This window comes from Bradyrhizobium sp. LB8.2 (assembly GCF_040548035.1).
GTDB lineage: Bacteria > Pseudomonadota > Alphaproteobacteria > Rhizobiales > Xanthobacteraceae > Bradyrhizobium.
In genome coordinates this window covers 74,198-99,346 of the sequence record NZ_JBEPQV010000010.1, presented here as the reverse complement: position 1 = coordinate 99,346, position 25,149 = coordinate 74,198, and the positions used below count along the sequence as shown (strand labels likewise).

Annotated in this window: 23 protein-coding genes and 1 other RNA gene; 16 read left to right on the top strand and 8 right to left on the bottom strand. The window is 62.4% G+C overall.

Annotated elements, in window-relative coordinates:
- Nucleotides 1-108: 108 nt before the first annotated feature.
- From ABIB06_RS14975 to ABIB06_RS14965, 3 genes are all read left to right on the top strand, one after another.
- Nucleotides 109-963, top strand: coding sequence for a winged helix-turn-helix domain-containing protein (locus ABIB06_RS14975; protein WP_354068904.1), 855 nt, complete (start codon nt 109-111; stop codon nt 961-963).
- A 269-nt stretch (nt 964-1,232) separates the two neighbouring features.
- Entirely contained in the window at nt 1,233-1,418 is a 186-nt protein-coding gene (locus ABIB06_RS14970; RefSeq protein WP_354049387.1) for a tetratricopeptide repeat protein, read from the top strand.
- Complete coding sequence (locus tag ABIB06_RS14965; protein WP_354049257.1) at nt 1,369-1,653, top strand: tetratricopeptide repeat protein; 285 nt, start codon at nt 1,369-1,371, stop codon at nt 1,651-1,653. The genes ABIB06_RS14970 and ABIB06_RS14965 overlap by 50 nt, the downstream gene beginning before the upstream one ends.
- A 156-nt stretch (nt 1,654-1,809) precedes the next feature.
- Here the strand turns inward: ABIB06_RS14965 and ABIB06_RS14960 are convergent, their stop codons facing one another.
- On the bottom strand, nt 1,810-2,211 hold the full coding sequence (locus ABIB06_RS14960; RefSeq protein WP_354049259.1) for a phage integrase N-terminal SAM-like domain-containing protein: 402 nt from the start codon (nt 2,209-2,211) through the stop codon (nt 1,810-1,812).
- 220 nt (nt 2,212-2,431) lie between these two features.
- Entirely contained in the window at nt 2,432-3,913 is a 1,482-nt protein-coding gene (locus tag ABIB06_RS14955; protein WP_354049261.1) for a sulfatase family protein, read from the bottom strand.
- 468 nt (nt 3,914-4,381) lie between these two features.
- Here ABIB06_RS14955 and ABIB06_RS14950 point away from each other — a divergent pair, with 468 nt between their 5' ends.
- The 4 genes from ABIB06_RS14950 to ABIB06_RS14935 all read left to right on the top strand — a co-directional run bounded on the left by ABIB06_RS14950 (nt 4,382) and on the right by ABIB06_RS14935 (nt 9,096).
- Entirely contained in the window at nt 4,382-5,062 is a 681-nt protein-coding gene (locus ABIB06_RS14950; protein ID WP_354049263.1) for a hypothetical protein, read from the top strand.
- Nucleotides 5,063-5,127: 65 nt separating this feature from the next.
- The gene (locus tag ABIB06_RS14945) at nt 5,128-5,886 is read left to right on the top strand and encodes a tetratricopeptide repeat protein (protein ID WP_354049265.1); all 759 of its coding nucleotides are present in this window, start codon (nt 5,128-5,130) and stop codon (nt 5,884-5,886) included.
- Nucleotides 5,887-6,252: 366 nt separating this feature from the next.
- Entirely contained in the window at nt 6,253-6,390 is a 138-nt protein-coding gene (locus ABIB06_RS14940; protein WP_354049267.1) for a helix-turn-helix domain-containing protein, read from the top strand.
- 234 nt (nt 6,391-6,624) lie between these two features.
- Nucleotides 6,625-9,096, top strand: coding sequence for an arylsulfatase (locus ABIB06_RS14935; RefSeq protein ID WP_354049388.1), 2,472 nt, complete (start codon nt 6,625-6,627; stop codon nt 9,094-9,096).
- Nucleotides 9,097-9,270: 174 nt separating this feature from the next.
- Here the strand turns inward: ABIB06_RS14935 and ABIB06_RS14930 are convergent, their stop codons facing one another.
- Together ABIB06_RS14930 and ABIB06_RS14925 are read right to left on the bottom strand one after the other, a co-directional pair.
- The gene (locus ABIB06_RS14930) at nt 9,271-9,606 is read right to left on the bottom strand and encodes a DUF6665 family protein (RefSeq protein WP_354049269.1); all 336 of its coding nucleotides are present in this window, start codon (nt 9,604-9,606) and stop codon (nt 9,271-9,273) included.
- Nucleotides 9,607-9,659: 53 nt separating this feature from the next.
- Nucleotides 9,660-10,295, bottom strand: a complete 636-nt coding sequence (locus tag ABIB06_RS14925; protein WP_247442591.1) for a TetR/AcrR family transcriptional regulator — start codon at nt 10,293-10,295, stop codon at nt 9,660-9,662.
- Between the two features lie 191 nt (nt 10,296-10,486).
- Between ABIB06_RS14925 and ABIB06_RS14920 the strand changes: the two genes are divergently transcribed.
- The 4 genes from ABIB06_RS14920 (at nt 10,487) to ABIB06_RS14905 (ending at nt 17,002) form a co-directional block, all read left to right on the top strand.
- Nucleotides 10,487-11,806, top strand: a complete 1,320-nt coding sequence (locus tag ABIB06_RS14920) for an HlyD family secretion protein (protein WP_354049271.1) — start codon at nt 10,487-10,489, stop codon at nt 11,804-11,806.
- Nucleotides 11,807-11,831: 25 nt separating this feature from the next.
- Nucleotides 11,832-13,418, top strand: a complete 1,587-nt coding sequence (locus ABIB06_RS14915; protein WP_354049273.1) for a DHA2 family efflux MFS transporter permease subunit — start codon at nt 11,832-11,834, stop codon at nt 13,416-13,418.
- A 326-nt stretch (nt 13,419-13,744) separates the two neighbouring features.
- The gene (locus tag ABIB06_RS14910) at nt 13,745-15,544 is read left to right on the top strand and encodes an ABC transporter ATP-binding protein (RefSeq protein WP_354049275.1); all 1,800 of its coding nucleotides are present in this window, start codon (nt 13,745-13,747) and stop codon (nt 15,542-15,544) included.
- 57 nt (nt 15,545-15,601) lie between these two features.
- On the top strand, nt 15,602-17,002 hold the full coding sequence (locus ABIB06_RS14905; RefSeq protein ID WP_247347758.1) for an MATE family efflux transporter: 1,401 nt from the start codon (nt 15,602-15,604) through the stop codon (nt 17,000-17,002).
- Between the two features lie 172 nt (nt 17,003-17,174).
- On the opposite strand, the gene ABIB06_RS14900 is transcribed toward ABIB06_RS14905, so the two are convergent.
- The gene (locus ABIB06_RS14900; protein ID WP_354049278.1) at nt 17,175-17,918 is read right to left on the bottom strand and encodes a sulfite exporter TauE/SafE family protein; all 744 of its coding nucleotides are present in this window, start codon (nt 17,916-17,918) and stop codon (nt 17,175-17,177) included.
- Between the two features lie 232 nt (nt 17,919-18,150).
- Here ABIB06_RS14900 and ABIB06_RS14895 point away from each other — a divergent pair, with 232 nt between their 5' ends.
- Entirely contained in the window at nt 18,151-18,414 is a 264-nt protein-coding gene (locus ABIB06_RS14895; RefSeq protein ID WP_247347756.1) for a hypothetical protein, read from the top strand.
- Between the two features lie 6 nt (nt 18,415-18,420).
- On the opposite strand, the gene ABIB06_RS14890 is transcribed toward ABIB06_RS14895, so the two are convergent.
- The gene (locus ABIB06_RS14890; RefSeq protein WP_354068902.1) at nt 18,421-19,791 is read right to left on the bottom strand and encodes an aminotransferase-like domain-containing protein; all 1,371 of its coding nucleotides are present in this window, start codon (nt 19,789-19,791) and stop codon (nt 18,421-18,423) included.
- 49 nt (nt 19,792-19,840) lie between these two features.
- Here ABIB06_RS14890 and ABIB06_RS14885 point away from each other — a divergent pair, with 49 nt between their 5' ends.
- Nucleotides 19,841-20,314, top strand: a complete 474-nt coding sequence (locus ABIB06_RS14885; protein WP_354049282.1) for a DUF983 domain-containing protein — start codon at nt 19,841-19,843, stop codon at nt 20,312-20,314.
- A gap of 177 nt (nt 20,315-20,491) precedes the next feature.
- Here ABIB06_RS14885 and rnpB read toward each other — a convergent pair.
- Nucleotides 20,492-20,973, bottom strand: an RNA gene (gene rnpB, locus ABIB06_RS14880) — RNase P RNA component class A.
- A gap of 149 nt (nt 20,974-21,122) precedes the next feature.
- On the opposite strand from rnpB, the gene ABIB06_RS14875 reads away from it, so the two are divergent.
- Together ABIB06_RS14875 and ABIB06_RS14870 are read left to right on the top strand one after the other, a co-directional pair.
- Nucleotides 21,123-21,476, top strand: coding sequence for a YciI family protein (locus ABIB06_RS14875; RefSeq protein ID WP_247347753.1), 354 nt, complete (start codon nt 21,123-21,125; stop codon nt 21,474-21,476).
- A gap of 22 nt (nt 21,477-21,498) precedes the next feature.
- Nucleotides 21,499-22,731: an RNA polymerase sigma factor gene (locus ABIB06_RS14870; RefSeq protein ID WP_354049284.1), complete on the top strand. Its 1,233-nt coding sequence runs from the start codon at nt 21,499-21,501 to the stop codon at nt 22,729-22,731.
- Nucleotides 22,732-22,853: 122 nt separating this feature from the next.
- Here the strand turns inward: ABIB06_RS14870 and ABIB06_RS14865 are convergent, their stop codons facing one another.
- A complete protein-coding gene (locus ABIB06_RS14865) occupies nt 22,854-23,636 on the bottom strand; it encodes an N-acetylmuramoyl-L-alanine amidase (RefSeq protein WP_354049286.1) in 783 nt (260 codons plus the stop codon).
- A gap of 523 nt (nt 23,637-24,159) precedes the next feature.
- Between ABIB06_RS14865 and rsmH the strand changes: the two genes are divergently transcribed.
- Entirely contained in the window at nt 24,160-25,149 is a 990-nt protein-coding gene (rsmH, locus tag ABIB06_RS14860; protein ID WP_354049288.1) for a 16S rRNA (cytosine(1402)-N(4))-methyltransferase RsmH, read from the top strand.

The window sequence follows — 25,149 nt, the reverse complement described above, 5'->3', positions numbered from 1 at the left end:
GGCACGCTTGACGTGCTGCTTACATTTTCCTTACCGGCAGCGTATTCTTTGTGTCCCAAACGTTGCTAGGCCCCCGATGACCGGAGACCGCCTAACGGGATTGGCACCTTGCGCTATCTTTTCGAGGAATACGCATTCGATACCGACCGGCGCGAGCTGCATCGCGGGGCAGACCTCATCTCCGTCGCGCCCCAGGTATTTGACCTAATCGATTACCTGATCCGCAACAGGGAGCGAGTTGTCAGCAAGGACGACATCATCAAAGTCATTTGGAATGGGCGCAGTGTATCCGACGCGGCGCTGACAACCCGCCTGAATGCCGCCCGGACTGCAATCGGCGATTCCGGCGAGGAACAGCGCTTCATAAAAACACTACCGCGCAAGGGCTACCGTTTCGTCGGAGCAGTCCGGGAAGTGAAGGAACCGGCAGGCGCAGCAGTTGCCGACAATCAGGTAGAACTTCAAAAAGCCGATCTTGCGCTCCCCGACAAACCGTCTATCGCTGTGCTGCCGTTTGAGAACATGAGCGGCGATGGCGAGCAGGAATATTTCGCCGACGGCATGGTGGAAGAAATCATCACTGCGCTGTCCCGCTTTAAGTCTCTGTTCGTTATCGCACGTCACTCAAGTTTCACCTTCAAAGGCAAAGCTGTCGATATCGAGGAGGTCCGACGCAGGCTCGGCGTGCGCTATGTGCTTGAGGGAGCTGTGCGCAAAGCATCGGGGAAAGTTCGCATCACAGGGCAATTGATTGATGCGGTGACAGGCGCGCATCTATGGGCGGACAGATTCGAGCGTGATCTGACGGACATTTTCGCTCTCCAGGACGAAGTTGCGCTCGCCGTTGTCTCGGCTGTTCAGCCAAAGATGCTTCAAACAGAGATTCAAATGCGACGCGGCGGGGACCAGAGAACCTCACCGCATATGATTTTTTTCTCCGATCCTTGCAACAGTATTACCTGACGACCCGCGAGAGTTTAGCCGAGGCGATTAAGCTGGCTCATCGCGCTTTGGAGATAGACCCGAGGTTCAGCTCTGCAGCGGCTCTCGCAGGTGACTGTCACGCGAGCAACGTCGCTTTAGGCTATGCCAACGATCCCGAGTTCGACGCCAAGGAAGCAGTTCGGCTTGCTCGTTTGGCATTGAGGCTCGATGATGGTGATCCGGACACGTTGTCAAGGGTTGCCGTAATCTCGGCGGGGACGGTCGGAGATAGTGAAGCCGAAATCGAAATGGCTGACCGGGCGGTCGCGCTCAACCCAAATTCATGGCGCACTTGGAACAATAGAGGCTGGGTCTATATAATGGCGGGACTGCCCGAAGAGGCAGTCCGCTATTCGCATGAGCCCGGTAGACCCACTGCTACACATGACGTTTCTGGGTATTGGGCATGCTCTTATGGGGCTTCGCCGCTTTGACGAGGCGATCATTGTATTGAAGAAAGCCCTTCGTCAGAATCCTTCCTTTATGCCAGCTTGCCGCGGACTCGCGTCTGCCTTCGGCCATCTCGGACGCGACGCTGAGGCGCACGCCGCGGCGGCGCGTGTGCTTGAGATCGATCCCGCGTTTACAATATCGGCGCATATCGCCAGGGTCCCCAAAAGCTCAAAGCTGTTTATTGAGGGCCTTCGGAAGGCGGGGCTGCCCGAATAAGCCTCCCCTGCGCTGTGCGGACGAAGTGATCGAATGACCGCTGTTGTGAAGGTTTTCGGATGCCGGCCCTGATGGCGCCACGCGCTCTGGGGCCGGCGTGCGAAAACCTCCAAAGGAGGAAACCGCGGGACGTCGGGCGAGGTGGCACGTCAGGTGCTATGGGGATTTCGTCGCTGGCGGTGTGCGTGCGAGGTTCGTTGAACGCATTTTGCGGACGCGATCGAGAAGGTTGGCGGGTTTGATCGGATGGGCAGAACCGGCGTTGAGCGGCGATTTGTTGACAAGCCTGATGGCGGATCGCTTAAGCGTGACCCTGAAGAAGAAACGCAACGCCGCCACGGTCGCATTGAGGGCTCCCGTGCCGACGCCGCTCTGGGCCACATGCAGCTGAAAGCGTCGGACGTCCTCGAAGCTCGCCTTGTCCGGCGACCGGCAAAGGAAAGCTGCCGAGTTCTTGATCGTGCGGATGTAGCCTTGCTGGGTCTTCGGCGATAACGTCCGGATCGTCATGTCTTCGATAATGCGCCGGCGCAACGGGCTCATTGCCTCGTCGGTCATGGGGATGCTCCTGTCTTGAGTGAGGTTTGCCAACTCCTCATCTTCAAGACAGGACACCCCACAGCGCTATCCTGTTTGCTGTGCCGCCGGCCGCGGCGCCCTACCGCGCGAGCGGCTTAGTCCTTTAACCCAAAGCAGACATCAGTGTTCTAGGCCGACACCGACGAGAAGCGCCTCGGACGACAGTGGCAAATGCGGTAGGTCTTTTCCAACTCAACAGTCACTTCGTGGGAGCATTGATTGTCGCGGTCGCCGGCGGCGGGTTGGTGACGCCGTAGTGGTCAGCCAGGAAGTTACCCGGGTGGACATAAGACGCCGGTCGCGACCGTTCTGGCAGCATCGAAGCGTCCCAAACCGCCCATTCGCTTTTCAGCCGTTCGAATACGTCTTTCTCCCGGTCCATGAGGTTCGCTCGCTCCCGCGGGTCTCGCACGACATCGAAGAGAAATTCGTTTCCCCCTATCCGCAGATATTTCCGATCGCCGTCGCGGATGGCGCGCTGCGATCCCGCTTTATAGCGCCAGCACAACTTCCGGGGATGCGATCCCGCACCGCCGGCCAAGATCTGTCCGAGGTCCTCACCATCGGATGGATATGCCGCGTCCGGCGACGTGCCGGCGGCAGCCAGCAAGGTCGGCATCCAGTCCATCGTAATCGTGACCTGTTCGGACACCGCTCCAGGCGCGATCCGTCCGGACCAGCGAACGATCGCTGGAATGCGAATGCCACCTTCGAGGAGCTCATGTTTCATGCCGATGAACGGCCACACATCGGAGAATCGTTCGCCGCCGTTGTCACTGGTGAATATGACAATGGTGTTGCTGGCGAGACCGCTCGCGTCAAGCGCGTGTAGTACCCGACCGATATTGGCATCTAGACTTTGCACCATCGCCGCGTATGTCTTCTGGGAGCCCCCGTCGCGGTCAATAATGTTCCTGATCCGCTTTGACTCAGCCTCGTCGTCCGGCCCCTCCCATGGCCAATGCGGCGCCGTGAAATGCAGACTTAGCAGGAACGGCTCCTTCGATTTGGCGTAGCCTTCAAGAGTCTGCACCGCTCGATCGCCGAGGAGGTTTGTCATGTAACCGTGACGCTCAACCGGTACCTCCTGCTCGTAGAGTTGATGCGCAAGTCCGGGGAACGGCAATATGTACGTTTGCGAGGCCTCCGCCCCATGATTGAAATAATCGGCACAGCACCCGAGTATCCCAAAAAACTGGTCATAGCCGCTTTTCAGCGGACTGAAATCCGGCAGATCACCAAGATGCCATTTTCCGACTAGAGTCGTGCCATATCCCACCTTCTTCAGCAGTGATGGTAAGGTGGGATGGCTCGGCGCCAAGCCAATCCCTTTCGGGCTTAAAGGAGAAAGTGGCTCTTCGAGCCCAAGCGGCAAGCGAGCCTGATAGCGCCCAGTGATCAGCCCCGTGCGCGTCGAAGAGCAATCAGGCGAATTGGAGTATGCCTGTGTGAATTTCAACCCCTCGGCAGCCAACCGGTCTATGTTCGGCGTCGTATAGTCCCGCTGACCATAGCAGCTTACGTCAGCGTAGCCGAGGTCATCCGCCAGGATGAAGACGATGTTCGGCTGTCGCGATTGAGCCGCGGCGGGACCGATCCGACCTATTCCCGCGAGCGCCAGCGAACTCGCGGCGGTTGTTTGGACAAATCGGCGACGGGAAATTGCGCTCTGCTGGACCATGGATGAGTTTCCCCTTGCGGACTGAAGAAAATCGTCGCTTTCGTCAACAGCTTACATTGCTCCGTCAAAATATGCAGAACCAGAACCACCTCTAGGATTCCGTCCGCAACGTACACCTAAGCTATGTGGGAAAGCTTGCACAATCGATCGTGCAAGAGTGGCGGTTATTGATTAATTTAAGGTCGGTCGTGTTGACTAATTCATTCGGCACGAGTGTCTAACTCAGGTCTGAGTTTGGCCCATCGCTTCCGTTAGCGCGCCAGCGCCAAATGTCGGGTCATAGGGAAGACCGGTAGTTTTCGTCCGAGCACCAAAGCGACGCTTTTGACCCGAACCGGCCGTCCATTCAACACAACCGCAACAACTTGTAAGGGCCGTGAACCTAGTCAGCAACCCTGACCAACGCAAAGCCATAAAACTCTGGTAGGTTCAAGCATCCGGGCGTTTGGCCCCTGCGGGGAGGCAATGGTGACAGACTCAGAAGTCTCCAGTGACCGACCGAATAAACCGGCATCCGATAGTGACCCACTGAACAAAACGCCATCTGATGACGAGCCTCCGGACCAACCGGTATCGACTCGCAACTTTAAGGGTCGCTTCCGGGTGCGAATGCAATTAATCGGCGGGGCGCTCGCTTCGATCGCGGCTATCGGTGCGATCGCGGGTGGCCTCGTCGGCTATTGGACTGTGTGGAAGACGCTCCGGACCGACGTGTTTCCGGACAAGCAACAGACGCAGAGGGAGGCTATGGCCCGGCCCGACATTGCTCCCCGCTTGTCACTTGTCATTCTGCCGTTCGCAAACGTCAGCAACGATCTGGAGCAGGACTATTTCGCCGACGGCATCACAACCGACCTAACGACCGACCTCGCGCAAATGCCCGGCGCGTTCGTTATCGGACGCGGAACGGCGTTTACATACAAGAACAAGCAGATCGACTTCAGGACGCTCGGCAAGGACCTTGGCATCCGGTGGGCGGTCCAGGGCGCGGTGCGGCGCAACGGGGATCAGGTTCGGGTCAACGTATCACTTACGGATATCGCGAGCGGTCGGGACGTCTGGTCCGATCGTTTCGACGGCGATCGTACGAACCTCGCCGCCTTGCAGGACCAGATCACAGCGCGGCTCGCTCGCTTAACATTGAACTGATCCAGGCCGAAAGCCGTCGCAGCGAAGTAGACCGATCGAGAAATCCAGACGCTACGGACTTCACGATGCGCGGCTGGGCAAAGCTCTACGGGCCGCAGTCGAAGATCCAAAATGGTCAGGCAAAGGACCTATTCGATGACGCGCTGCGCCTCGATCCGGACAACGTCGAAGCCATGATTGGCAAAGCGCGGTGTCTAGCGGCTGGTGTGAACAACCGATGGTCTACATCCGTTGTTGAAGACAAAAAGCAAGCGATCGGCCTCATCGAAAGAGTTCTGTCCAAAAGCTCGGCAAGCGCGAGTGCTCATACGACCAAGGGAACCATTCTTCTATTTGGACGTCCTGAGGAGGCATTGGCTGAATACGATACGGCGCTCGAAATTGATCCAAATAATCCAGCTGCCTACGCAGCTAAAGCAATTGCACTCGTCGCCTCCGGGCGCGCGCGCGAAGCCTTCTCGCCGGTCCAGTTGGCTCTCCGTCTCAGTCCCAGAGATCCTTTTGCTTTCCAATGGCGCTTCTGGCTCTGTCATGCACACTTGCACCTGCACCAATATGGAGAAGCCATCGAGGAATGCGGGCGCTCGGTCAATCTGAACAACTCGCACATGTACGCTTATGTAGATCTGACTTCGGCTTATGGAGCCACGGGGCAATTGGAACAGGCACAGCGGAGCTTGACTGAATTGAACAAGCTGCGACCAGACTTCACGATCCATTGGTACCGTGATCTTGTTTACTCAATGTCAACCAACCCGCAGTTTCGCCGAGAGATCGACGACATTCTCGATGGGCTGAGGAAGGGAGGGGTTCGGGAGCAATAAGAAGCAAGGCTATTCGCTTGCTGACGTCGACGGCCTCTTACATCTCGAATGTCACCTATTGTGAAGGTTTTCGGATGCCGGCCCACGATAATAGCGCCACGCGCTCTGGGGCCGGCGTACGAAAACCTCCAAAGGAGGAAACCGCGGGACGTCGGGCGAGGTGGCACGTCAGGTGCTATGGGGATTCGTCGCTGGCGGTGTGTGTGCGAGGTTCGTTGAACGCGTTTTGCGGACGCGATCGAGAAGGTTGGCGGGTCCGATCGGATGGGCAGAACCGGCGTTGAGCGGCGATTTGTTGACAAGCCTGTAGCCGAAGTTGCTGCGGGGGCGAGCGATTTGGCTGCCGGTCGAGGACCGGTGCAATTGATGCGCAGGTTTGTGATATTGGCGCGCATGATCGGCGCGACGCGCCAGTCGATCAGCCTGATCCTCAGCCGCCTCCAGGACGACGGCATCATCTCCACTGGCGCGACCAAGGTGTCGTCAACGATCTCGCCGCGCTGAGGAGGCAGGTTACCGACTAGGCGTGTACTCATGAAGGTCAGCCTACCGACGTAAAACGGACGTCTCCCGCCTTGAGCATGATCCGCGGCTTGTGACCCCGAGCGGACATGAGTGCCCCGCTAAACACCTTCGAATATTCACACGTGCTGCCGAAAATGCATAGTCCGCGAAGTGAAGGAGCCTTAAACGGTAAACTCGGGAACCCGGCCGTTCGAGGAGCACGTCGTGATTAAAATTGCGAGCTTCTTATCATCAACGAGCGTTCTTCTGTGTCTATCGCTTGCGCCGAACGCGTTGGCCCAGCAAATCACGGGCACCCCGGGTTCGCCCAGCGCCACGATGACACTCGACGGCAAGCAGCTTCCACCTGAGCCTCCGAAGTTCGGCGGAGAGATAAAGGAGGATGCGAAAGACTCTAAGCCGTATTGGCCGCCATCCGTGGTGCCGCCCAAGGGCGCGCCAAACGTGCTGCTGATCATGACCGACGACCAGGGTTATGGCGTGTCCGGCACCTTCGGTGGCGTCATCCCGACACCGAACATGGATCGCATCGCGGAAACGGGTTTGCGCTATACCCAATTTCACTCGACGGCGCTTTGCTCGCCATCGAGGGCCGCGCTGATCACCGGCCGCAACCACCATTCGGTCGGATTTGGCGTGATCGGTGAACTGTCGACCGGCTATCCGGGCTATGATTCCGTTATCGGCCCCGAGAGCGCAACGATCGGGACGATCCTCAGGGACAATGGATTTGCGACCTCGTGGTTCGGCAAGAATCATAATACCCCGACCTATCTGTACAGCGCGGCCGGGCCGTTCGACCAATGGCCGGTCGGAATGGGATTTCAATACTTCTATGGATTCATGGGCGGCGAGACCGACCAGTGGACACCTTATCTCTATAAAAACACCACCCAGATTTTTCCGTGGATCGGCAAGTCCGGCTACAACCTCACTACCGATATGGCGGATGAAGCCATCAACTACATGAACAGCCTGAACGCGGCCGCACCCGACAAGCCGTTCTTCCTTTATTACGTGCCCGGCGGCACGCACTCGCCGCATCAGCCGAAGAAGGAATGGATCGACAAGTTCAAGGGCAAGTTCGACATGGGCTGGGAGAAGCTGCGCGAGCAGATTTTTGCCAACCAGAAGCGGCTCGGGGTGATCCCGGCGAACACCCAGCTCACTCCCTGGCCTGATACCCTGCCGAAGTGGGACTCGCTCTCATTGATCCAAAAGAAACTCTACGCGCGGGAGGCGGAGGTGTTTGCCGCCTACGCAGCCTACACCGACTATGAGATCGGCCGCGTCGTGCAGTCGGTTAAGGACATGGGCAAACTAGATAACACGCTGATCATCTATATCAGCGGCGACAATGGCACCAGCGCCGAAGGCACGCTTGAGGGCACCCCGAACCAGATGACCGCCTACAACGGCGTTCTGAAACTGCCGGAAGCCGAGCTGATGCTGCATTACGAGAATTGGGGCTCCGACAAAACCTACCCGCATATGTCGGTGGCGTGGTCGTGGGCCTTCGATACGCCGTTCAAGTGGACCAAGCAGGTGGCATCGCACTTCGGTGGGACGCGGCAAGGCATGGTTATGTCGTGGCCCGGCCACATCAAAGACGTTGGCGGCATTCGCAGTCAGTTCCACCACATCATCGATATCGTGCCGACCATCCTTGAAGCCACCGGCATTCAGGCGCCAGCGACGGTCAACGGCATCGCGCAAAAGTCGATTGAGGGTGTGAGCATGGCTTACACATTTGATCAGACCAATGCCAACGCACCGTCAAAACGCGACACACAGTATTTCGAGATGTTCGCCAACCGCGGCATCTACCACGATGGCTGGTATGCGTGCACGACGCCGCCCGAAGCACCCTGGCTTATGGGCACGGCCAAGATGCCTGAAATCAACGAATATAAGTGGGAACTCTACAACATCGCCGAGGACTTCTCGCAAAGCAACGACGTCGCAACCAAGAATCCTGACAAGCTGCGAGAGCTGAAGGAATTGTTCTTGGCTGAGGCGGCAAAGTACCAGGTCTTGCCGCTCGACAACTCCGTCTTGCCGCGCCTCGTCACCCCGCGGCCAACCGCGACCGCCGGGCGAACTGCTTTCACCTACACGGGAGCGAACCCCGGCATTCCCGCTGAAAATGCGCCGAGCATTATGAACAAGGACTACAAGATCACCGCCGAGATAACGGTCCCGGCGGGCGGCGCGGAGGGAATGATCGTCACTCTCGGCGGGAGGTTCAGCGGCTATGGCCTCTATTTGCTGAAGGGCAAGCCGGTGTTTGTCTACAACATGCTGGATTTGAAACGATACCGCTGGGAAGGCGGCGTGGGCGCGCGCGACTGGTTGGGTTCCGCGCTCAAGCCGGGTAAGCACACCATCGTGTTCGATTTCAAATATGATGGGCCCGGACCAGCCAAGGGCGGCACCGGGGTGCTCTCGGTGGACGGCAAGGAGTACGCCCGCCGGTCGATCCCGCACTCTATTGGGTTCTTGATGGCCATCGACGAATCCTTCGACATCGGCGTCGATAGCCGCACAGGGGTGGATGACAGCTACAAGCTGCCATTCCAATTCACCGGGAAGATCGACAAGCTGACATTCAACCTCGGGCCGACACAGATGACCAGCGATGATCAAAAGGTCATGCGGCATGCACTTGAAAAGGCAAAGGATTGAGCAAGATCGAGCGGCGAACATCGCAGCAAGCAGGATGACGTATGTCGCCTCTTGGCCCATCTGCGACCTCGGAGGCCATCCGCTCTTCGGCCGGTGTTGGCGTTAAACCGGACATCAGGCGGTCGGCCGCTCAATGAGTGCACGCCTACCGCCCGGTGCCGTAGAAAATCATTTTCAGGCCGACTTCGACCGTGCTGGGACCAAGCCCATGCAGTGCTGCACCTCGGCCGGGACATTGTAGGTCCGCATGATCTGGCGGCTGTCGCGCAAGCCCGATGCCTCACGCTGCACCACGAACATCCAGAGCGCGTGGCCGGCTTCCATCACCAGCTTGCGCCTGGCCGGTTGCATCGAGGCCGGCACCTCGGGGAGGGCATGGGCGGCGTCGAACTCGCGCAAGCGCGCTAGCGCCTGTTCGAGCGTGTGGCCCATCCGTCCAAGCGCGGAGGCTTGTTCCTGAACGATCTCGTAATGGAGGATATCGACCGGCGGCCGAAGATCACGGGACATGAGCCCCAATATAGGACCGCCGGAACGGCCTGCAACGCATGCCCGGCTTGCCGCTACTTCGCCCGATAAGCCGCCAGGAACATCCGCGTCGCGCTGTCGACGACTTCGGTCATGCGCTCTTCCGACGGTGCGGGTGCGGCCTGGAAGACGAAGGGCAGGAAGAGCGAGGCCTTGCACAGCTCCATGAACTGCGACGCCGCAAGGTCGCAATCGTCGATATCGAGATCGCCAGTGACGACATGGGCTTTGAGATAGTCGGAGAGGCGGTTGATGGTCTTGTCCAGCACCCGCGCATAATAGCGGCGGCCGACATCGGGCATGCGTTCGGCGATCGCCATCACGGTGCGGATTGCGGACCCGCCGCCGGGCCGGCACAGCAGATGGATGTAGGCCTGGCCGAAATCCTTCAGCGTGGTCTCGGCGTCGCGGGCGGGATCGAAATTGAACACGACCTGGCCGTGCTGCAGCGCCTCCTGCTCGAGGATGGCTTCGAACAGCGCGGATTTGTCGGCGAAGTAGACGTAAAGCGTGCCCTTGGAGACCTGCGCCGCGCGGGCGATCTCGCCCATGCTGGCACCGTCGAAACCGAGATCCATGAACACCTTACGCGCCCCGTCCAGGATCTGGCGCCGCTTGGAGCTGTCCTCTTCTTGGACGACGTGTAGTTGTTCGCGGCCGGTTACAACCATTGGTTTAGGGTCTCGGAAGGTTTTTGGATCGGTCCAGAGCCATGAAACCGAAATAAAGGATTCGGGCCAGTAGGGTCTGCCCGGGAATATTATCTATATTGACCGAACCGTTCGGTCAATGATATTTGAGATAGGCGAAAGGAACCGGCCGCACGGCGGCCGTCCCTCATCGCGCTTTTGGGGAAGCCTTTATGGCCGTATTGAGAGACCAGTCTGCGCGCGTTCTTCGCCAGGACACGGTGGAGACGCCGGCGCCCGCGGGCGGTGATGCCGCCACCGAGACGTCCGCAGTTCTCGCCGAGCAGTTGCGCTCTCATGTGACCGAGGAAACCAAGCGCCGCACCAGCGATGCGCCGGAGAAACCCGTGACCGACAAGCCGGCCGCAGCCCCACAGGCGACCGCTGCCGCCGCCGCTCCGAAGTCGGGCAAGCGCAAATTCGTGATGATGGGAGTAGGCCTGGTGCTGGCGCTCGCGGCCGCGAGCTATGCCGGCTATTACACGCTGATCGGGCGCTTCTACGTCGCCACTGACGACGCCTATGTCCGCGCCAACAATACCATGCTGGGCGCGCGCGTTGCCGGTCACATCTCCTCGATCCTTGCTGGCGACAACGCCACGGTGCGTGCCGGCGACATCGTCTTCCGCATCGACGACGGCGACTACAAGATCGCAGTCGATGCCGCCGCGACCAGGATCGCGACCCAGCAGGCCACCATCGATCGCATCGGCCGCCAGGTTGCGGCGCTCGACAGCCAGGTTGCACAGGCCAAGGCGCAGTTCGTGTCCGCCGAAGCCGGCCTCAAGCGCGCCGACCTTGATTACGAGCGCCAGCAGGCGCTGAACAGCAAGGGCTTTGCCTCACGCGCCACCTTCGAAACTTCGGAAGCCGGACGTGACCAGGGCGCCGCCGCGGTCAAGGCCGCGCAGGCTGCCTATGATGTCGCGGTCAGCAATGTCGACGTCGCCAAGGCGCAGCAAGCCGAAGCGCAGGCGCAACTCGCCGAGCTCAAGACCACGCTCGCCAAGGCCGAGCGTGATCTCAGCTTCACTGCGGTGCGCGCGCCGGTCGACGGCACGTTCTCGAATCGCCTCGTCAGTGCCGGCGACTTCGTCGCGGTCGGCCAGCGGCTCGGCAACGTCGTGCCGCTCGACAACGTCTATATCGACGCCAATTTCAAGGAAACCCAGCTCAAGCGCATCCGTCCCGGCCAGCCGGTGACGATCAAGGTCGATGCCTACGGCATGCGCAAGTTCTCCGGCGTCGTCGACAGCATCGCGGCGGGTTCGGGCTCGGTGTTCACGCTGCTCCCGCCTGACAACGCCACCGGCAACTTCACCAAGATCGTGCAGCGCGTGCCGGTCCGCATCCGGGTGCCGAAGTCGGTCGCGAGGCAAAACCTGCTCCGCGCCGGCATGTCGGTCTATGCGACCGTCGACACCAACAAGGGCGCGGTCGACGCCGACAGCGAAATCGATCTCGACGATCCCACCACGGTCCATCCGCAGTAGCGCGCCGGCGCTTCGAGGTCAGGCCATGGCGAACGCCACCACCGCTTCACCTGCCATGATGGCGGACCCCGCTTCGGAGCGCATCGCGCCGAAGCGGCTGTTCGCTTTCATCATCATGGTGTTCGGGATGTTCATGTCGATCCTGGACATCCAGATCGTCTCGGCGTCCCTGAGCGAGATCCAGGCCGGCCTGTCGGCAAGCTCCAGTGAGGTCTCCTGGGTCCAGACCGCCTATCTGATCGCCGAAGTGATCGCGATCCCGCTGTCGGGGTTTTTGTCGCGCGCCTTCGGCACGCGGCTGTTGTTCGCGATTTCTGCCGCCGGCTTCACCGCCTCGAGCCTGCTCTGCGGCTTCGCCACCACCATCGAGGAGATGATCCTCTGGCGCGCGCTGCAAGGTTTCCTCGGCGCCGGCATGATCCCGACGGTGTTCGCATCGGCCTACACCGTCTTCCCGCGCTCCAAATTCCACATCGTCGGTCCCATCATCGGCTTGGTCGCGACGCTGGCCCCGACCATTGGGCCGACCGTCGGCGGCTACATCACCGACCTGATGTCGTGGAACTGGCTGTTCTTCATCAACATCGTGCCCGGCATCGGCATCACCCTGGGCGTGCTGGCGCTGGTCGATTTCGACGAGCCGCATTTCGAATTGCTCGACCGCTTCGACTGGTGGGGCCTGCTGTTCATGGCCGGCTTCCTCGGCACGCTGGAATACGTGCTGGAGGAAGGCCCGCAATACGAATGGCTGCAGGACCCCTCGGTCGCGATCTGCGCCGCGGTCTGCGGCATCTCGGCGATCGCCTTCTTCTGGCGCGTGTTCACGGCGGCCGAGCCGATCGTCAATCTGCGTACGTTCTCGAACCGCAATTTCGCAATCGGCTGCGTACTTCAGTTCTGCATCGGCATCGGCCTCTATGGCCTGACCTATATCTATCCGCGCTATCTTGCCGAGGTGCGCGGCTACAGCGCGCTGATGATCGGCGAGACCATGTTCGTCTCGGGCATCACCATGTTCCTGGTCGCGCCGCTGGTCGGCCGTCTCATGGCGAAGTACGACATGCGCTATATGATCGCGTTCGGCCTCGTCGTGTTCGCGATCGGCTCCTACCAGATGACCTGGATCACGCGCGACTACGATTTCTACGAGCTGCTCGTGCCGCAGATCCTGCGCGGCATCGGCATGATGTTCGCGATGGTGCCGACCAACAACATCGCGCTCGGCACGCTGGCGCCGGACCGGGTGAAGAATGCCTCGGGCCTGTTCAACCTGATGCGCAACCTCGGCGGCGCGGTCGGGCTCGCGGTCATCAATACCGTGCTCAACGACCGCACGGACCTGCACATCACCCGCCTGCAGGAGCGTGTGACCTGGGGCAATGCGACCGCGACCGAAACCCTGACCATGTTCATGCAGAAGTTTCAGGGACTCGGCGACTCCACGCTGATGGCGATGAAGCAGCTGAGCCAGATCGTGCATCGCCAGGCCGTGGTGATGAGCTTCGGCGATGCTTTCTTCATCCTGACGCTGTTCTATCTCGGCCTCACCCTCACGGTCACGCTGCTGAAGAGGCCGGCCTCGCCGTTCGGCGCCAGCGGCGACGCGCACTAATTTGCAACACTCGTGCGTGATCTCGCGCGAGCCCCGTTGCAAATCACCAATGGCACATCTATAAAGCGCACCTCATTCAATCGAACCGGGAGGATTTGCATGATTTCGTCGCATTCGCAGATCGTACGCCCGCGCTCGATGATGTTCTGGCTCGGTATGTGCTCGGCCTCTTAGAGGCCTCTTCCGCCAGCTTCGATTGGGCTTCCAGTTCCGATCGCTCCGCTCCCCAAGTCAAAGCCAAGTTCAAGTGACGCCGTCTCGGCCCTCGCGGCCGGCCTGCGTCCATCAATGGAGCCGGCCTGCGCCAAAAGCGGCCGGATGATGCCATGACCGCTCTGTCAAAAAAGCCCGCAGCGATACGCGTCGTGCTGCCCTTCGTGTTCCGGCACTGGCTGAAGCAGCCGGGGCGTACGCTTGTCGTCGTTGGCAGCCTGCTGGGCGCGACCGCCGCCGACTTGTTCATGCCGGTATTCTCGGGGCACCTGATCGATGCCCTGACGCGCGGTCCGTCGGATTCCGATGCGCGTCACGCGGCGCTGGTCGCGTTCGGCGCCATCGTGGCGCTCGGCGCGGCCTCGATGGTGCTGCGGCTCGCAGGACTGCAGGTGATCGTGCCGTTCACGCTGAAGATCATGTCCGAGGTCGCGCAGGACGCGTTCATGCGCGTGCAGCGCTTCTCGACCGACTGGCACGCCAACTCGTTCGCCGGCTCGACCGTGCGCAAGATCACGCGCGGCATGTGGGCGCTCGACCTGTTGAACGACACCGTCCTGCTGGCGCTGCTGCCCTCGCTGGTCGTGCTGATCGGGTCGATGGTCCTGCTCGGCGTGCACTGGGCCTCGCTCGGCGGGGTGATCGCGCTCGGCGCGCTGGTCTATGTCACGATGACCGTGCTGTTCTCGACGCGCTACATCGCGCCGGCCGCGCGCGCCTCCAACGCCTGGGACACCAAGGTCGGCGGCACGCTGGCGGATGCGCTGACCTGCAACGCCGTGGTGAAATCCTTCGGCGCCGAAGCGCGCGAGGATGCGCAGCTCGCCCGCGTCATCAACCGCTGGCGCGTACGCGTGCGGCGGACCTGGCTTCGCTACAACACCACCGCCGTGGCGCAGCTCTCGCTGCTGCTGGTCTTGCGCGCCTCCGTGATCGGCGGCGCGGTGCTGCTGTGGATGTCCGGGCATGCTTCGCCCGGCGACGTCACCTATGTGCTGACGAGCTACTACGTCATCCACGCCTATTTGCGCGACGTCGGAATGCAAATCAACAACCTCCAGCGCTCGGTCAACGACATGGAGGAGCTGGTGGCGATCCATGACGAGCCGATCGGGATTGCGGATGCGACGGACGCGCGGCCGATTGCGATCGAGAGCGGCGAGATCGTGTTCGACGGCGTCACGTTCCACTATGGCGGCCATAGCGCGCCGCTGTACGACGGACTGTCGGTCACGATCCGCGCCGGCGAACGCGTCGGTCTCGTCGGCCGCTCTGGCTCCGGCAAGACCACCTTCGTCAAGCTGGTGCAGCGGCTCTACGACGTCACCGGCGGCCGCGTGTTGATCGACGGGCAGGACATCGCGCTGGCCACGCAGCAAGCGCTGCGCAGCCAGATCGCGATCGTGCAGCAGGACCCGATCCTGTTTCACCGCTCGCTCGCCGAGAACGTCGCCTATGGCCGGCCCGGGGCCGGCGTGGAGGCGATCGAGCAGGCGGCGAGGCTGGCGAATGCGCACGACTTCATCCTGCGCCTGCCGAAGGGCTACGGCACGCTTGTCGGCGAGCGCGGCGTCAAACTCTCGGGCGGCGAGCGGCAGCGCGTGGCGCTGGCGCGCGCCTTCCTGGCGGACGCGCCGGTGCTGATCCTGGACGAGGCGACATCGAGCCTCGATTCGGAATCGGAGGCGCTGATCCAGCAAGCGATGGAGCGGCTGATGAGGGGCCGGACCTCGATCGTGATCGCGCACCGGCTGTCGACGGTGCGGAGCATGGATCGGATCCTGGTGTTCGACCGCGGCGAGATCGTCGAGCAAGGCACGCATGCCAAGCTCGCGGCCAAGCCAGACGGTATTTATCGCGGACTGTTCGAGCGCCAGGTGGTGGAGCTCGGACATCTCGCAGCAGCTGAATGAGTGACGGGCGGCCGGCGGACGAAGATCCGGAGGCTGCGTCGTCAAGGGTGGGATGACATGAAAGACCTGACCAACGGCTCCGTCGCGAAGCACATCCTGGCCATGGCACCGCCGATCATGGTGGGCATGATCACGATCATGCTCTGCCAGCTGGTCGATCTGTACTTCGTCTCGGGCTTGGGCGATGCCGCGGTCGCGGGCGTAGCGGCGGCCGGCAATGCCGGCTTTCTCGTCAACGCGCTGATGCAGGTGCTCGGCGTCGGCTCGGTGGCGCTGATCGCGCATGCGGTGGGTCGCAAGGATCGGCCCGATGCCAATTTGATCTTCAACCAGGCGATCGTGCTGTCGGTGCTGTTCGGCCTGTTGACCCTGGTCGCGGGCGCCGCGCTGTCGCGCGCCTACATGCGTTCGGTTGCCGCGGATCAAGCCACGATCGAGGCGGGGACCACGTACCTGTTGTGGTTCATGCCGGCGCTCGCGCTGCAGTTCGCGACCCAGGTGATGGGATCCGCGCTGCGGGCCACCGGCATCGTACGTCCCGCCATGTTGGTGCAGGCGCTTGCGGTGGTCATCAATATCGCGCTGGCGCCGGTCCTTATTTTGGGCTGGGGCACGGGCCATGCGCTCGGCGTTGCCGGGGCGGGGCTGGCGAGTTCGATCGCGGTGTTGATCGGCGTCGTGATGCTGCTTGCGTATTTCCGCAAGGTCGAGCGCTATGTCGCCTTCAATCCGGCGCAGTGGCGTCCGCAGGCGCACCATCTGAAGCGCATTCTCAACGTCGGTCTGCCCGCCGGTGGCGAGTTCGCGATGATGTTCATCCTCATGGCGGTGGTCTATTTCGTGCTGCGCGATTTCGGCGCGGCAGCGCAGGCGGGTTTCGGGATCGGACAACGTGTGCTGGGCCTGATCCAGATGCCGGCGCTTGCGATCGCGCTCGCCGCCGGGCCGATCGCCGGCCAGAACATGGGCGCCGGAAAAGGCGAGCGCGTGCGCGAAACCTTCGTCAAGGCGGCGCTGATCACCAGTGCCGTGATGATCGGCTTCATGTGCCTTGCTCAGTCGAAGCCGCAGCTCCTGCTCGCCGGCTTCTCGAACGATCGCGAAACCATGGAGGTCGCTTTCCTGTTCCTGCGGATCATCTCGCTCAACATGGTGGCGCAGGGCCTGATCTTCACCTGCTCGAGCATGTTCCAGGGCCTCGGCAATACCAAGCCTGTGTTGTGGAGCTCGGCAACGCGCGTGTTCACCTATTCGCTGCCTGCGATCTGGCTGTCGACGCGGCCGGGCTTTCGGATGGAGTACGTCTGGTACCTGTCGATCGCGGCAACCACGTTGCAGGCGGCCCTGAGCTTGTGGCTGCTACGCCGCGAATTCGGGAAGCGCCTGGTGGTGCACGAGGCGGCTCCAGAGCAGGCTGCACCCGAACCCGTGCCGTCTCCTGCACGTGCGCCCGCGTAGCGATCGCTTGTCCCCGCCCCACGGCTCCGGCTAATTTGCCGCGCCGTGGGGATACGGCTGCAAGGGGCCAAATGACCGACTCGCATCTGTTCGATTTCGCAGAGGGCTGGATCTACGTGCTCGGCGTCGGCATTGCCGGCGGCATGGCGCTGGCCGCGAAGAAAATGCGAATTTAGTGCGTGCCAAAACTGTTCCAGACGAGGCCGAGGCCCGACAGGAACAACAGACCGAGCACGACATCGCCAAAATGCTTGTCGCTCAATGCGTGATAGACGCGCGCGCCGGCCCATGCGCCGATCAGCGTGCCCGGAAATGCGACCACCGCGAGCCAGACGACCTTGAACTCAACAAGGCCCGAGGCCGTCTGCAACACCAAAGCGGTGGCGAGCACCGTGAAATTGAACAGCTGGAAGATGCCGCGCCGCTCGTGCTTGTTCCAGCCGCGGATGTTGGCCCACAGGATTGGCAGCGGGCCCGACAATCCGGCCAGACCGCCAAGAATGCCGCCGGCAAAGCCGATCGCGCCGTCGGCGATGCGACCGCCGAAGGTGATGGCGAGCGGCTTCTTATTGAGGTACAGCGCGGTCGAGAAGATCAGCAGCAGCACGCCGACGCTCAGCTTGAACACTTTTGGATCGGCGGAGGCGACCAGCATGGTGCCCAGCGGCACGCCGATCAGTCCTCCGATCAGGAACGGCCAGACCAGCGAGAGATCAAAACTCTTCCACATCGACGGCAGTGTTGAGCTCTGCGCGATCACCGAGCAGATCAGCACCAGGGGCACCGCGAGCGACGGCGGCAGCACGTAGAGCCAGATGCCGAGCGCCATCAGCGCCGTGCCGAATCCGGCAAGGCCCGAGACGAAGCCCCCGGCCAATGCGCCGAACAGCAGCAGCGCGTAGGTGAGCGTATCCAACAGATTGTCCCTGTTATCTGGGCGATCCCGAACTGTTGATCGCCATCGCTCGCATAGCACAGCTGCGGCCGTGTCGGTCAATTTCAAAACTGCACGCAAGCGTGATCCCCGACGGCGGGCGTTCGCGAAAGACAGGCCCACATGATGCTCGTACTGCAACTCTGGGGGGCCGTCCGACGCCATCATGCGGTTCGATCGGCCGGTCACCCGAATGAGAATATGGAGAAGGACGATGACCCGCACGAAGATTGCCGTTGCAGCCGCGCTATTGTCGGCAGCGACTTTGATGCCGACAATGGCGCAGGCGCAGTTTTCCGAGCCTGCGGCCTATCAGGCTGCCCATCCGGACCGCGATGTTCTGAATGGCGGCCAGCTCACGCCCGCCGCGCGCGGGGCCCGCGGCGAGACCGTTGCGCCGAGCGAGGCCTATGCGGCCTATCCGTCCCCCGTCGCGCCGGCTGTTCGCTCCCACCACCATCGCCGCCAGCATCGATAAGTATTGCTAGACGATCTGCCTGGTGTCGGCGGGCCTGTGCAGCGCGCCGACCAGGATGCGCAGCGCTTCGGTCAATTCTGCTCTGTTGCGCGCTGCGCCAAGCGAGACGCGCGCCGCGTGTGGTGCGGTCCCGTCGACGGTGAAAGCCTCGCCGGCGACGACTGCGAGTCCATTTCGCAATAGATGCGCCGCGACGTCGGGGCGGCCCTCCGGCAGCCGCAGCCATAGATGATGAGCTGCGGCCTTGGCCAGAAATTGAAGACCCTTCAGTGTCCGTTGCGCAAGCTGCTGGCGTCCGATGGCCTCGCTGCGAATGGCGGTGATGATGCGATCGGCGATGCCGGTCTCGATCCAATGCGTCATCAGCGCGACCATAAGCGGCGCCGGCATCTGCACGGTCGCCTGCAAATAGTTGCGCATCTCCTGCTGGGAGCTCTCGTCGGGCGTCACCAGATAGGCTACCCGTAGCGCCGGCGCGATGCACTTTGACAGCGTGGTCGCCAGATATGTCCGCTCCGGAATGAGATTGGCGATCGGCAATGCGGAGCGGTCGAGCAGACCGTAGGCGTCATCCTCGATCAGCATCGTATCGGCATCGCTGATGATCCTTGCGATGGCGCTGCGGCGCTCGGGGAGAAGCGTCGCGGTGGTTGGGTTGTGCAGCGTCGGAATGAGGTAGACCGCTTTCGGCTTATGCGTGCGACACGCTTTCGCCAGCGCGTCAGGCAGGACGCCGCCGTCATCCATGGCGACGCCGACGAGCTTGACGCCGAGCCGCGCCGCGGCGGCCTTGATGCCGGGGAAGGTGAGGGCCTCCGTCAGCACCACGTCGCCGGGCCTGGCGAGATGGGCGAGCAGGTTGAACAGGATCGTCTGCGTACCGGGAAAGATCACAAGCTTGTCGGCATGCGCGTGCGGAACGCGTGCGCGCATCCAGCGCGTTGCGACCGCGCGCTCATGTGCGCTGCCGCCGGGCGGCTGGTAGTTGAGATGCGCGGTCAGGCCCGATTGCGCGCGGATGGCCTCGAGCCCTGCGATGATTCGCTCGTCCAGCTGCGCTTCGAGCGGATGCGGCGGCACGTTCATCGAGAGGTCGATCGCGACGGGATGCGGCAGATCGACCGCGCGGCGCACGCTGGTCTCCGACACGAACGAGCCCTGACCGACCCGGGCTTCCATGATACCGCGGCGCCGCGCCTCGGTGTAGGCGCGCGTCACCGTGGTGAGGTCAATGCCGAGCGCTTTTGCGAGGGCGCGCTGCGTCGGGAGTTGCTGCCCGCGTACGAGGCGGCCCGCGGCGATGTCGGCCTCCATGGTATCGACGATGCGTTGATAACGCGGGCCATTCAGCTCCGAGATTGTAGGGGTCCAATCCATGCAATTTGAGCCCATATCCTTTGAATGTATGGATACAAGATAGTATTGTATGGATCAGCGAAAAGGAAGAGGTGCTGTCATGGCAACCGGTTCAGTCTCTCTTACGAAAGCGATGTGGCGCGGTTTCTGCGGCAAGTGCCCGAATTGCGGCGAAGGGCATGCGTTCGGCCGTTTCCTGAAAGTGGCTGACGCCTGCGACCATTGCGGCGAGGAGCTGTTTCACCAGCGCGCCGATGATTTTCCGGCCTATCTCGTGATGGTCGTCGTCGGCCATCTCGTGGTCCCGGCGATCCTCGCGGTCGAGACCGCCTACGCGCCGGCAGTCTGGTTGCAACTGGCGGTGTGGCTGCCGGTGACGCTGTTCGCCTCGCTCGCGCTGCTGCAACCGACCAAGGGCGCCATCGTCGGGCTGCAATGGCAGATCGGCATGCACGGTTTTGAGCCGGGCAAACTGCGGCGCGAGGCCGGTCAGCTTGCACCCGTCTTCGTGAAAGCGGACGCGCGCGCGGCCTGGAGGCCGTAACGTTTACATCGCAAGACTGGCCGCTACACCGAACGTCACGGCGCCAGAGGCGCTGATGGCGGTGTTGCAAGAGATCGTCGGATAGCGAGCCCCAAAATGGTGAGGGGCCCGATGCGGTCAGCATCGAACCCCTCGTCACTTCTTGGTAGACACGTTTTCTTCTCGAAAACGCTTTAGAATATCAGCCGGCCTGTAAGCCGGGTTCTGTAAGGCATCGTCCGCTTGCGCGAACGATACGTGACGGCCATTCCTCTGGGACCATGTTTGCACATGGCCTCGAGCAACCTACCCGGACGGCGGGCCTGACATCGCCCCGCGGCGTTATCGCTTTCGCGAACAGCCCGCTACGCCGTCCCTATTCGGTTTTGCTCCCGGTGGGGTTTACCATGCCGGCGCCGTTGCCGGAGCCGCGGTGCGCTCTTACCGCACCTTTTCACCCTTACCTGCCTATGCAGCTTGCGCTGCTTCGGCGTGGCGAGCCTTGCGGGCTTGTCACGCCATAGCCCCGTTAGGGGCGAAGGCGGGCGGTTCGTTCTCTGTGGCACTTTCCCTGGGGTCGCCCCCGCCGGACGTTATCCGGCACCGTATGTCAAGGGAGCCCGGACTTTCCTCCCCGGCGGCCTTTCGGCACTTGCCGGAGCGGCCGTCCGGCCGACTGACGGCTTACGCATGGAGCATTTGCGACGGTTCCGTCAAGCCGATATCGCCGCGCACGCGACCTTCAGATAATTTATCCTGAACATGTCGTTTGGTGCGTGCCCCGTTCGACTGGATGTCGGTGATCCCCCGAACACACAGGAGTGAAGCGATGCAGTATCTGCTGATGATCTACCAGAACGAGGTCGAATACGCGAAGAACGACGCTGCCACGGCCCAGAAGATGATGAGCGAATACCAGGCCTTCACGCAAGGCATCATCCAGAGCGGCAATTTCAAGGCCGGCGACCGGTTGCAGCCGACGACGACCGCGACGACGGTCCGCGTGCGCGACGGCAAGACGCTGACGACCGACGGCCCGTTTGCCGAAACGCGCGAGCAACTCGGCGGCTATTATCTCGTGGAGGCCAAGGATCTCGATACTGCGATCGAGATCGCGTCCCGGATTCCGTCGGCGCGCATCGGTTCGATCGAGGTGCGGCCGATCTGGGTCTACGACAAGTGATGGCGCAGCCGCGCATCGGCGCATGACACTGTCCGAGATCGATAAGATCTTCCGCGACGAGGCGGTGCGGGCGCTGGCCACGCTGATCCGCCTCGTCGGCGATTTCGATCTCGCCGAGGATGCGCTCCAGGACGCCTTCGCGGTTGCGCTGGAGCACTGGCCGGCGGGCGAGTTTCCCGACAACCCGCGCGCCTGGTTGGTCAATGTCGCCAAGCACAAGGTGATCGACCGGATTCGCCGGCAGGCCGTCTTCCGCGGCAAGCAGCAGGCACTTGTGCACGAGCTCGAGCTCAATGCGCAGGCGACCGACGAGCCGTCGGCGATGCTCGACGACGACATGCTGCGGCTGATCTTCACCTGCTGCCATCCCGCGTTCGCGCCCGAGGTCCAGGTCGCGCTGACGCTGCGCACCGTCTGCGGGCTCTCCACCGCGCAGGTCGCGCGCGCCTTCCTTGTCAGTGAGGAGGCGATGGCCCAGCGTCTCGTCCGCGCCAAGCAGAAGATCAGGCTCGCCGGCATTCCCTATGAGGTGCCCGAGCGCGACACGCTGGTGCCGCGGCTCGACGGTGTACTCGCCGTGATCTATCTCGTGTTCACCGAAGGCTATGTGGCGACGTCGGGTGCGGATTTGATGCGGCCCGATCTCGCGGCCGAGGCTATCAGGCTCGGCCGTTTGCTCGACCGTCTGCTACCCGATCGGACCGGCATCAAGGGCCTGCTGGCGCTGATGCTGCTGCACGATGCGCGCCGCGCCGGGCGTGAGACCGCCGCCGGCGATATCGTGCTGCTGGAAGAGCAGGACCGCTCGCGGTGGGACCGTGCACAGATCGAGGAGGGCCTGCGTATGGTGGACGACGCGCTACGCGTGCCCGGCCGGCCGCAGCCCTATGCAGTACAAGCCGCGATCGCCGCACTGCATGCGCGTGCGCCGAGCTATGAGCAGACCGACTGGCCGCAGATTGCCGGGCTCTACGAGGTCCTGCTACGCATCAACCCGTCGCCGGTGGTTGAACTGAATCACGCGGCGGCGGTGTCGATGGTCGACGGGCCGGCACGCGCGCTCGATCTGGTGGATGCGATCGCCGCCCGCGGCGGGCTCGATGGTTACGAGCTGCTGCCGGCGGTGCGGGCGGATCTGTTGCGGCGGCTCGGTCGGAAGGAGGAGGCGATGGAGGCGTATGCTACGGCGACGGAGGCGACGCAGCTCGAGCCGCTGCGACGGCTCTATGCGCGAAGAGTGAGGGAGATGGAGTAGTTGTTGCCTCATACTCCGTCATTGCGAGGAGCACTTGCGACGAAGCAATCCAGATTGCTTCCGCGGAGGCAGTCTGGATTGCTTCGCTTCGCTCGCAATGACGGCGTGTGTGGCAGTCGCCCTCACTTCGTCGCGATGGTCGTTGCCTCCTGAGGGAGACTCCCCAACAGCGCCTGCAAGGTCGACAGGGTGGAGTGATCCGCGACTCCATCCAGTCGCGCCGGCCGGAAGTGCCGCTGAAACGCGGTGACGACTTCCATCGTCCCGGCGTCGTATTTGCCGGTCAGGGGAACGCCGTAGCCGTATCTGGCGAGCGCCTGCTGCAGGCTCAACACCTCGTCGCTGATGGTGCCGAGCATCAGGCTCTCGCCGCGCACCACCGGCGCGGGCGTGACCCAGTGGCCGACGCCTGAATTGGCCAGCGAATGCCACGGAAATTTTTCGCCGGGATCCTTCTTGCGCGCGGGCGCGACGTCGGAATGGCCGAGCACCCGGTGCGCGGGCACCTTGCGGCGGAGCATGATGCCGCGGCACAGCGCGATCACGGCGGCGATCTGGCGCAGCGGGTATTCCGGATAGCCCCAGTCGTGGCCGCGATTGACGATCTCGATCCCGATCGAGCAGGAGTTGATGTCATCCTGGCCGCCCCAGGACGAAACGCCGGCATGCCAGGCGCGCCTGGCCTCCGGCACACATTGCACGATACGGCCGTCTTCCAGCACGACATAGTGCGCCGACACCTCGGTGCCCGCGGAGCAGAGCCGCGCCAATGCACCTTCGACGTCGGGCATGCCGGTGTAGTGCAGCACGATCATATCGGGCTGCCGGCCCTTGTTGCGGTCGCCATGGTTCGGTGAGGGGATGATGTCGGAGACGATCGAGGAATCCGGCTCGAACGTCCGCATGTTCGCCGCGGCCTTGGGAACCGGGAGAACGCGTTGACGCTTCGAATCAGATCCAGACGGCGTGGACGAACCGGACGACATAAACAGCTCGAGACAGACAGAGAGTGGGCCAAGCCCTTCTCTTTACTATTTCTTTACCCTCCACCGTGCGCAATCGGGAGACGGGGTTAACGGGTGCATTTTGGCGCATGTGTGTGGATGCAGCATCACCGTCGCGTCAGCTTTTCGACTTGTCACGAGCCGATCAACGCTTTCTTAACGCTAAGGGCCGTTACTGAGAGATGAAGAGCCGACCCGTGTCCGGAGGCGGCCAAAGCGTATTTTGGCTTGAAATCCCATGGCTGCCCGACAAATTCCACTGGGAACACTGGGTTGGCGGCTCAGGGTCACCGGGCTCGGTAACCATGCTGGACGGGGGTCGGGTCGTGGAACCGCCGCGACGCGGAATCATGCGAGGCGTTATGAGCTTGTTCGTCCCCGATCTCGCATGGACGTCCGGCGGGGCGCCCGGCAGGCTTGGCGCATGAACTCGGCTCCGCACATCCCCGTTCTTGGCCGCGAGGCTGTCGACCACCTCGCCCCGCGCGAAGGCGGCCTTTATGTCGACGCGACCTTCGGTGCCGGCGGCTACAGCCGCGCGATTCTCGACGTGCCGGGAACCCGCCTGATCGCGATCGACCGCGACCGCACCGCAATCGCAGGCGGCGCCGAGCTGGTCGAACGCTCCGCGGGCCGGCTGACGCTCGTTGAAGATCGCTTCTCCAACCTCGCTGAGGTCTGCGCGGCTCAAGGCGTCGATGGCGTCGACGGCGTCGTGATGGACGTCGGGGTATCCTCGATGCAGCTCGACCAGGCCGGCCGCGGCTTCTCCTTCCGTCTCGACGGTCCGCTCGACATGCGGATGGGGCAGGCGGGACCGACCGCAGCCGACGTCGTGGCGCGTGCCTCCGAAGGCGATCTCGCCGACATCATTTATCTCCTCGGCGAAGAGCGGCATTCGCGCCGCGTTGCCCGCGCCATCGTCGCGGACCGGCAGGAGACGCCGTTCACGACCACGCGCGCGCTCGCCGATCTCGTCGGCAGGGTGGTTCGTTCCAAGCCCGGCGATATTCACCCGGCGACGCGGACGTTCCAGGCCCTGCGCATCTTCGTCAACGAAGAGCTCGAAGAGCTTCAGACCGCGCTTGCCGCGGCGGAGCGTGTGCTCAAGCCCGGCGGTCGCCTCGTGGTCGTCTCGTTCCATTCGCTGGAAGACCGCATCGTCAAGAATTTTCTCACCGAGCGTAGCAAGACCGGTGGCGGCTCACGGCATCTGCCGGAAGTGTCGCAGGCTGTGCCCAGCTTCCAGCTTTTGACACGGCGGCCGGTGATCGCAGGCGAAGACGAGGTCGCGCAGAACCCGCGCGCGCGGTCTGCAAAACTGCGCGCCGCCGAGCGCACCTCGGCGCCTGCGCATGACGATGGCGAGCAATCGCCCTGGCCAAAACTCTCCGACGTCATGAGAGGCGGCTAG

Excerpts from the sequence above, each read along its gene's own strand:
- ABIB06_RS14970 (WP_354049387.1), top strand. The coding sequence starts at position 1,233 with ATGGCTGACCGGGCGGTCGCGCTCAACCCAAATTCATGGCGCACTTGG.
- ABIB06_RS14965 (WP_354049257.1), top strand. The coding sequence starts at position 1,369 with ATGACGTTTCTGGGTATTGGGCATGCTCTTATGGGGCTTCGCCGCTTT.
- ABIB06_RS14960 (WP_354049259.1), bottom strand. The coding sequence starts at position 2,211 with ATGACCGACGAGGCAATGAGCCCGTTGCGCCGGCGCATTATCGAAGAC.
- ABIB06_RS14955 (WP_354049261.1), bottom strand. The coding sequence starts at position 3,913 with ATGGTCCAGCAGAGCGCAATTTCCCGTCGCCGATTTGTCCAAACAACC.
- ABIB06_RS14945 (WP_354049265.1), top strand. The coding sequence starts at position 5,128 with ATGCGCGGCTGGGCAAAGCTCTACGGGCCGCAGTCGAAGATCCAAAAT.
- ABIB06_RS14940 (WP_354049267.1), top strand. The coding sequence starts at position 6,253 with ATGCGCAGGTTTGTGATATTGGCGCGCATGATCGGCGCGACGCGCCAG.
- ABIB06_RS14930 (WP_354049269.1), bottom strand. The coding sequence starts at position 9,606 with ATGTCCCGTGATCTTCGGCCGCCGGTCGATATCCTCCATTACGAGATC.
- ABIB06_RS14925 (WP_247442591.1), bottom strand. The coding sequence starts at position 10,295 with ATGGTTGTAACCGGCCGCGAACAACTACACGTCGTCCAAGAAGAGGAC.
- ABIB06_RS14920 (WP_354049271.1), top strand. The coding sequence starts at position 10,487 with ATGGCCGTATTGAGAGACCAGTCTGCGCGCGTTCTTCGCCAGGACACG.
- ABIB06_RS14915 (WP_354049273.1), top strand. The coding sequence starts at position 11,832 with ATGGCGAACGCCACCACCGCTTCACCTGCCATGATGGCGGACCCCGCT.
- ABIB06_RS14910 (WP_354049275.1), top strand. The coding sequence starts at position 13,745 with ATGACCGCTCTGTCAAAAAAGCCCGCAGCGATACGCGTCGTGCTGCCC.
- ABIB06_RS14905 (WP_247347758.1), top strand. The coding sequence starts at position 15,602 with ATGAAAGACCTGACCAACGGCTCCGTCGCGAAGCACATCCTGGCCATG.
- ABIB06_RS14895 (WP_247347756.1), top strand. The coding sequence starts at position 18,151 with ATGACCCGCACGAAGATTGCCGTTGCAGCCGCGCTATTGTCGGCAGCG.
- ABIB06_RS14890 (WP_354068902.1), bottom strand. The coding sequence starts at position 19,791 with ATGGATTGGACCCCTACAATCTCGGAGCTGAATGGCCCGCGTTATCAA.
- ABIB06_RS14885 (WP_354049282.1), top strand. The coding sequence starts at position 19,841 with ATGGATCAGCGAAAAGGAAGAGGTGCTGTCATGGCAACCGGTTCAGTC.
- ABIB06_RS14875 (WP_247347753.1), top strand. The coding sequence starts at position 21,123 with ATGCAGTATCTGCTGATGATCTACCAGAACGAGGTCGAATACGCGAAG.
- ABIB06_RS14870 (WP_354049284.1), top strand. The coding sequence starts at position 21,499 with ATGACACTGTCCGAGATCGATAAGATCTTCCGCGACGAGGCGGTGCGG.
- ABIB06_RS14865 (WP_354049286.1), bottom strand. The coding sequence starts at position 23,636 with ATGCGGACGTTCGAGCCGGATTCCTCGATCGTCTCCGACATCATCCCC.
- rsmH (WP_354049288.1), top strand. The coding sequence starts at position 24,160 with ATGAACTCGGCTCCGCACATCCCCGTTCTTGGCCGCGAGGCTGTCGAC.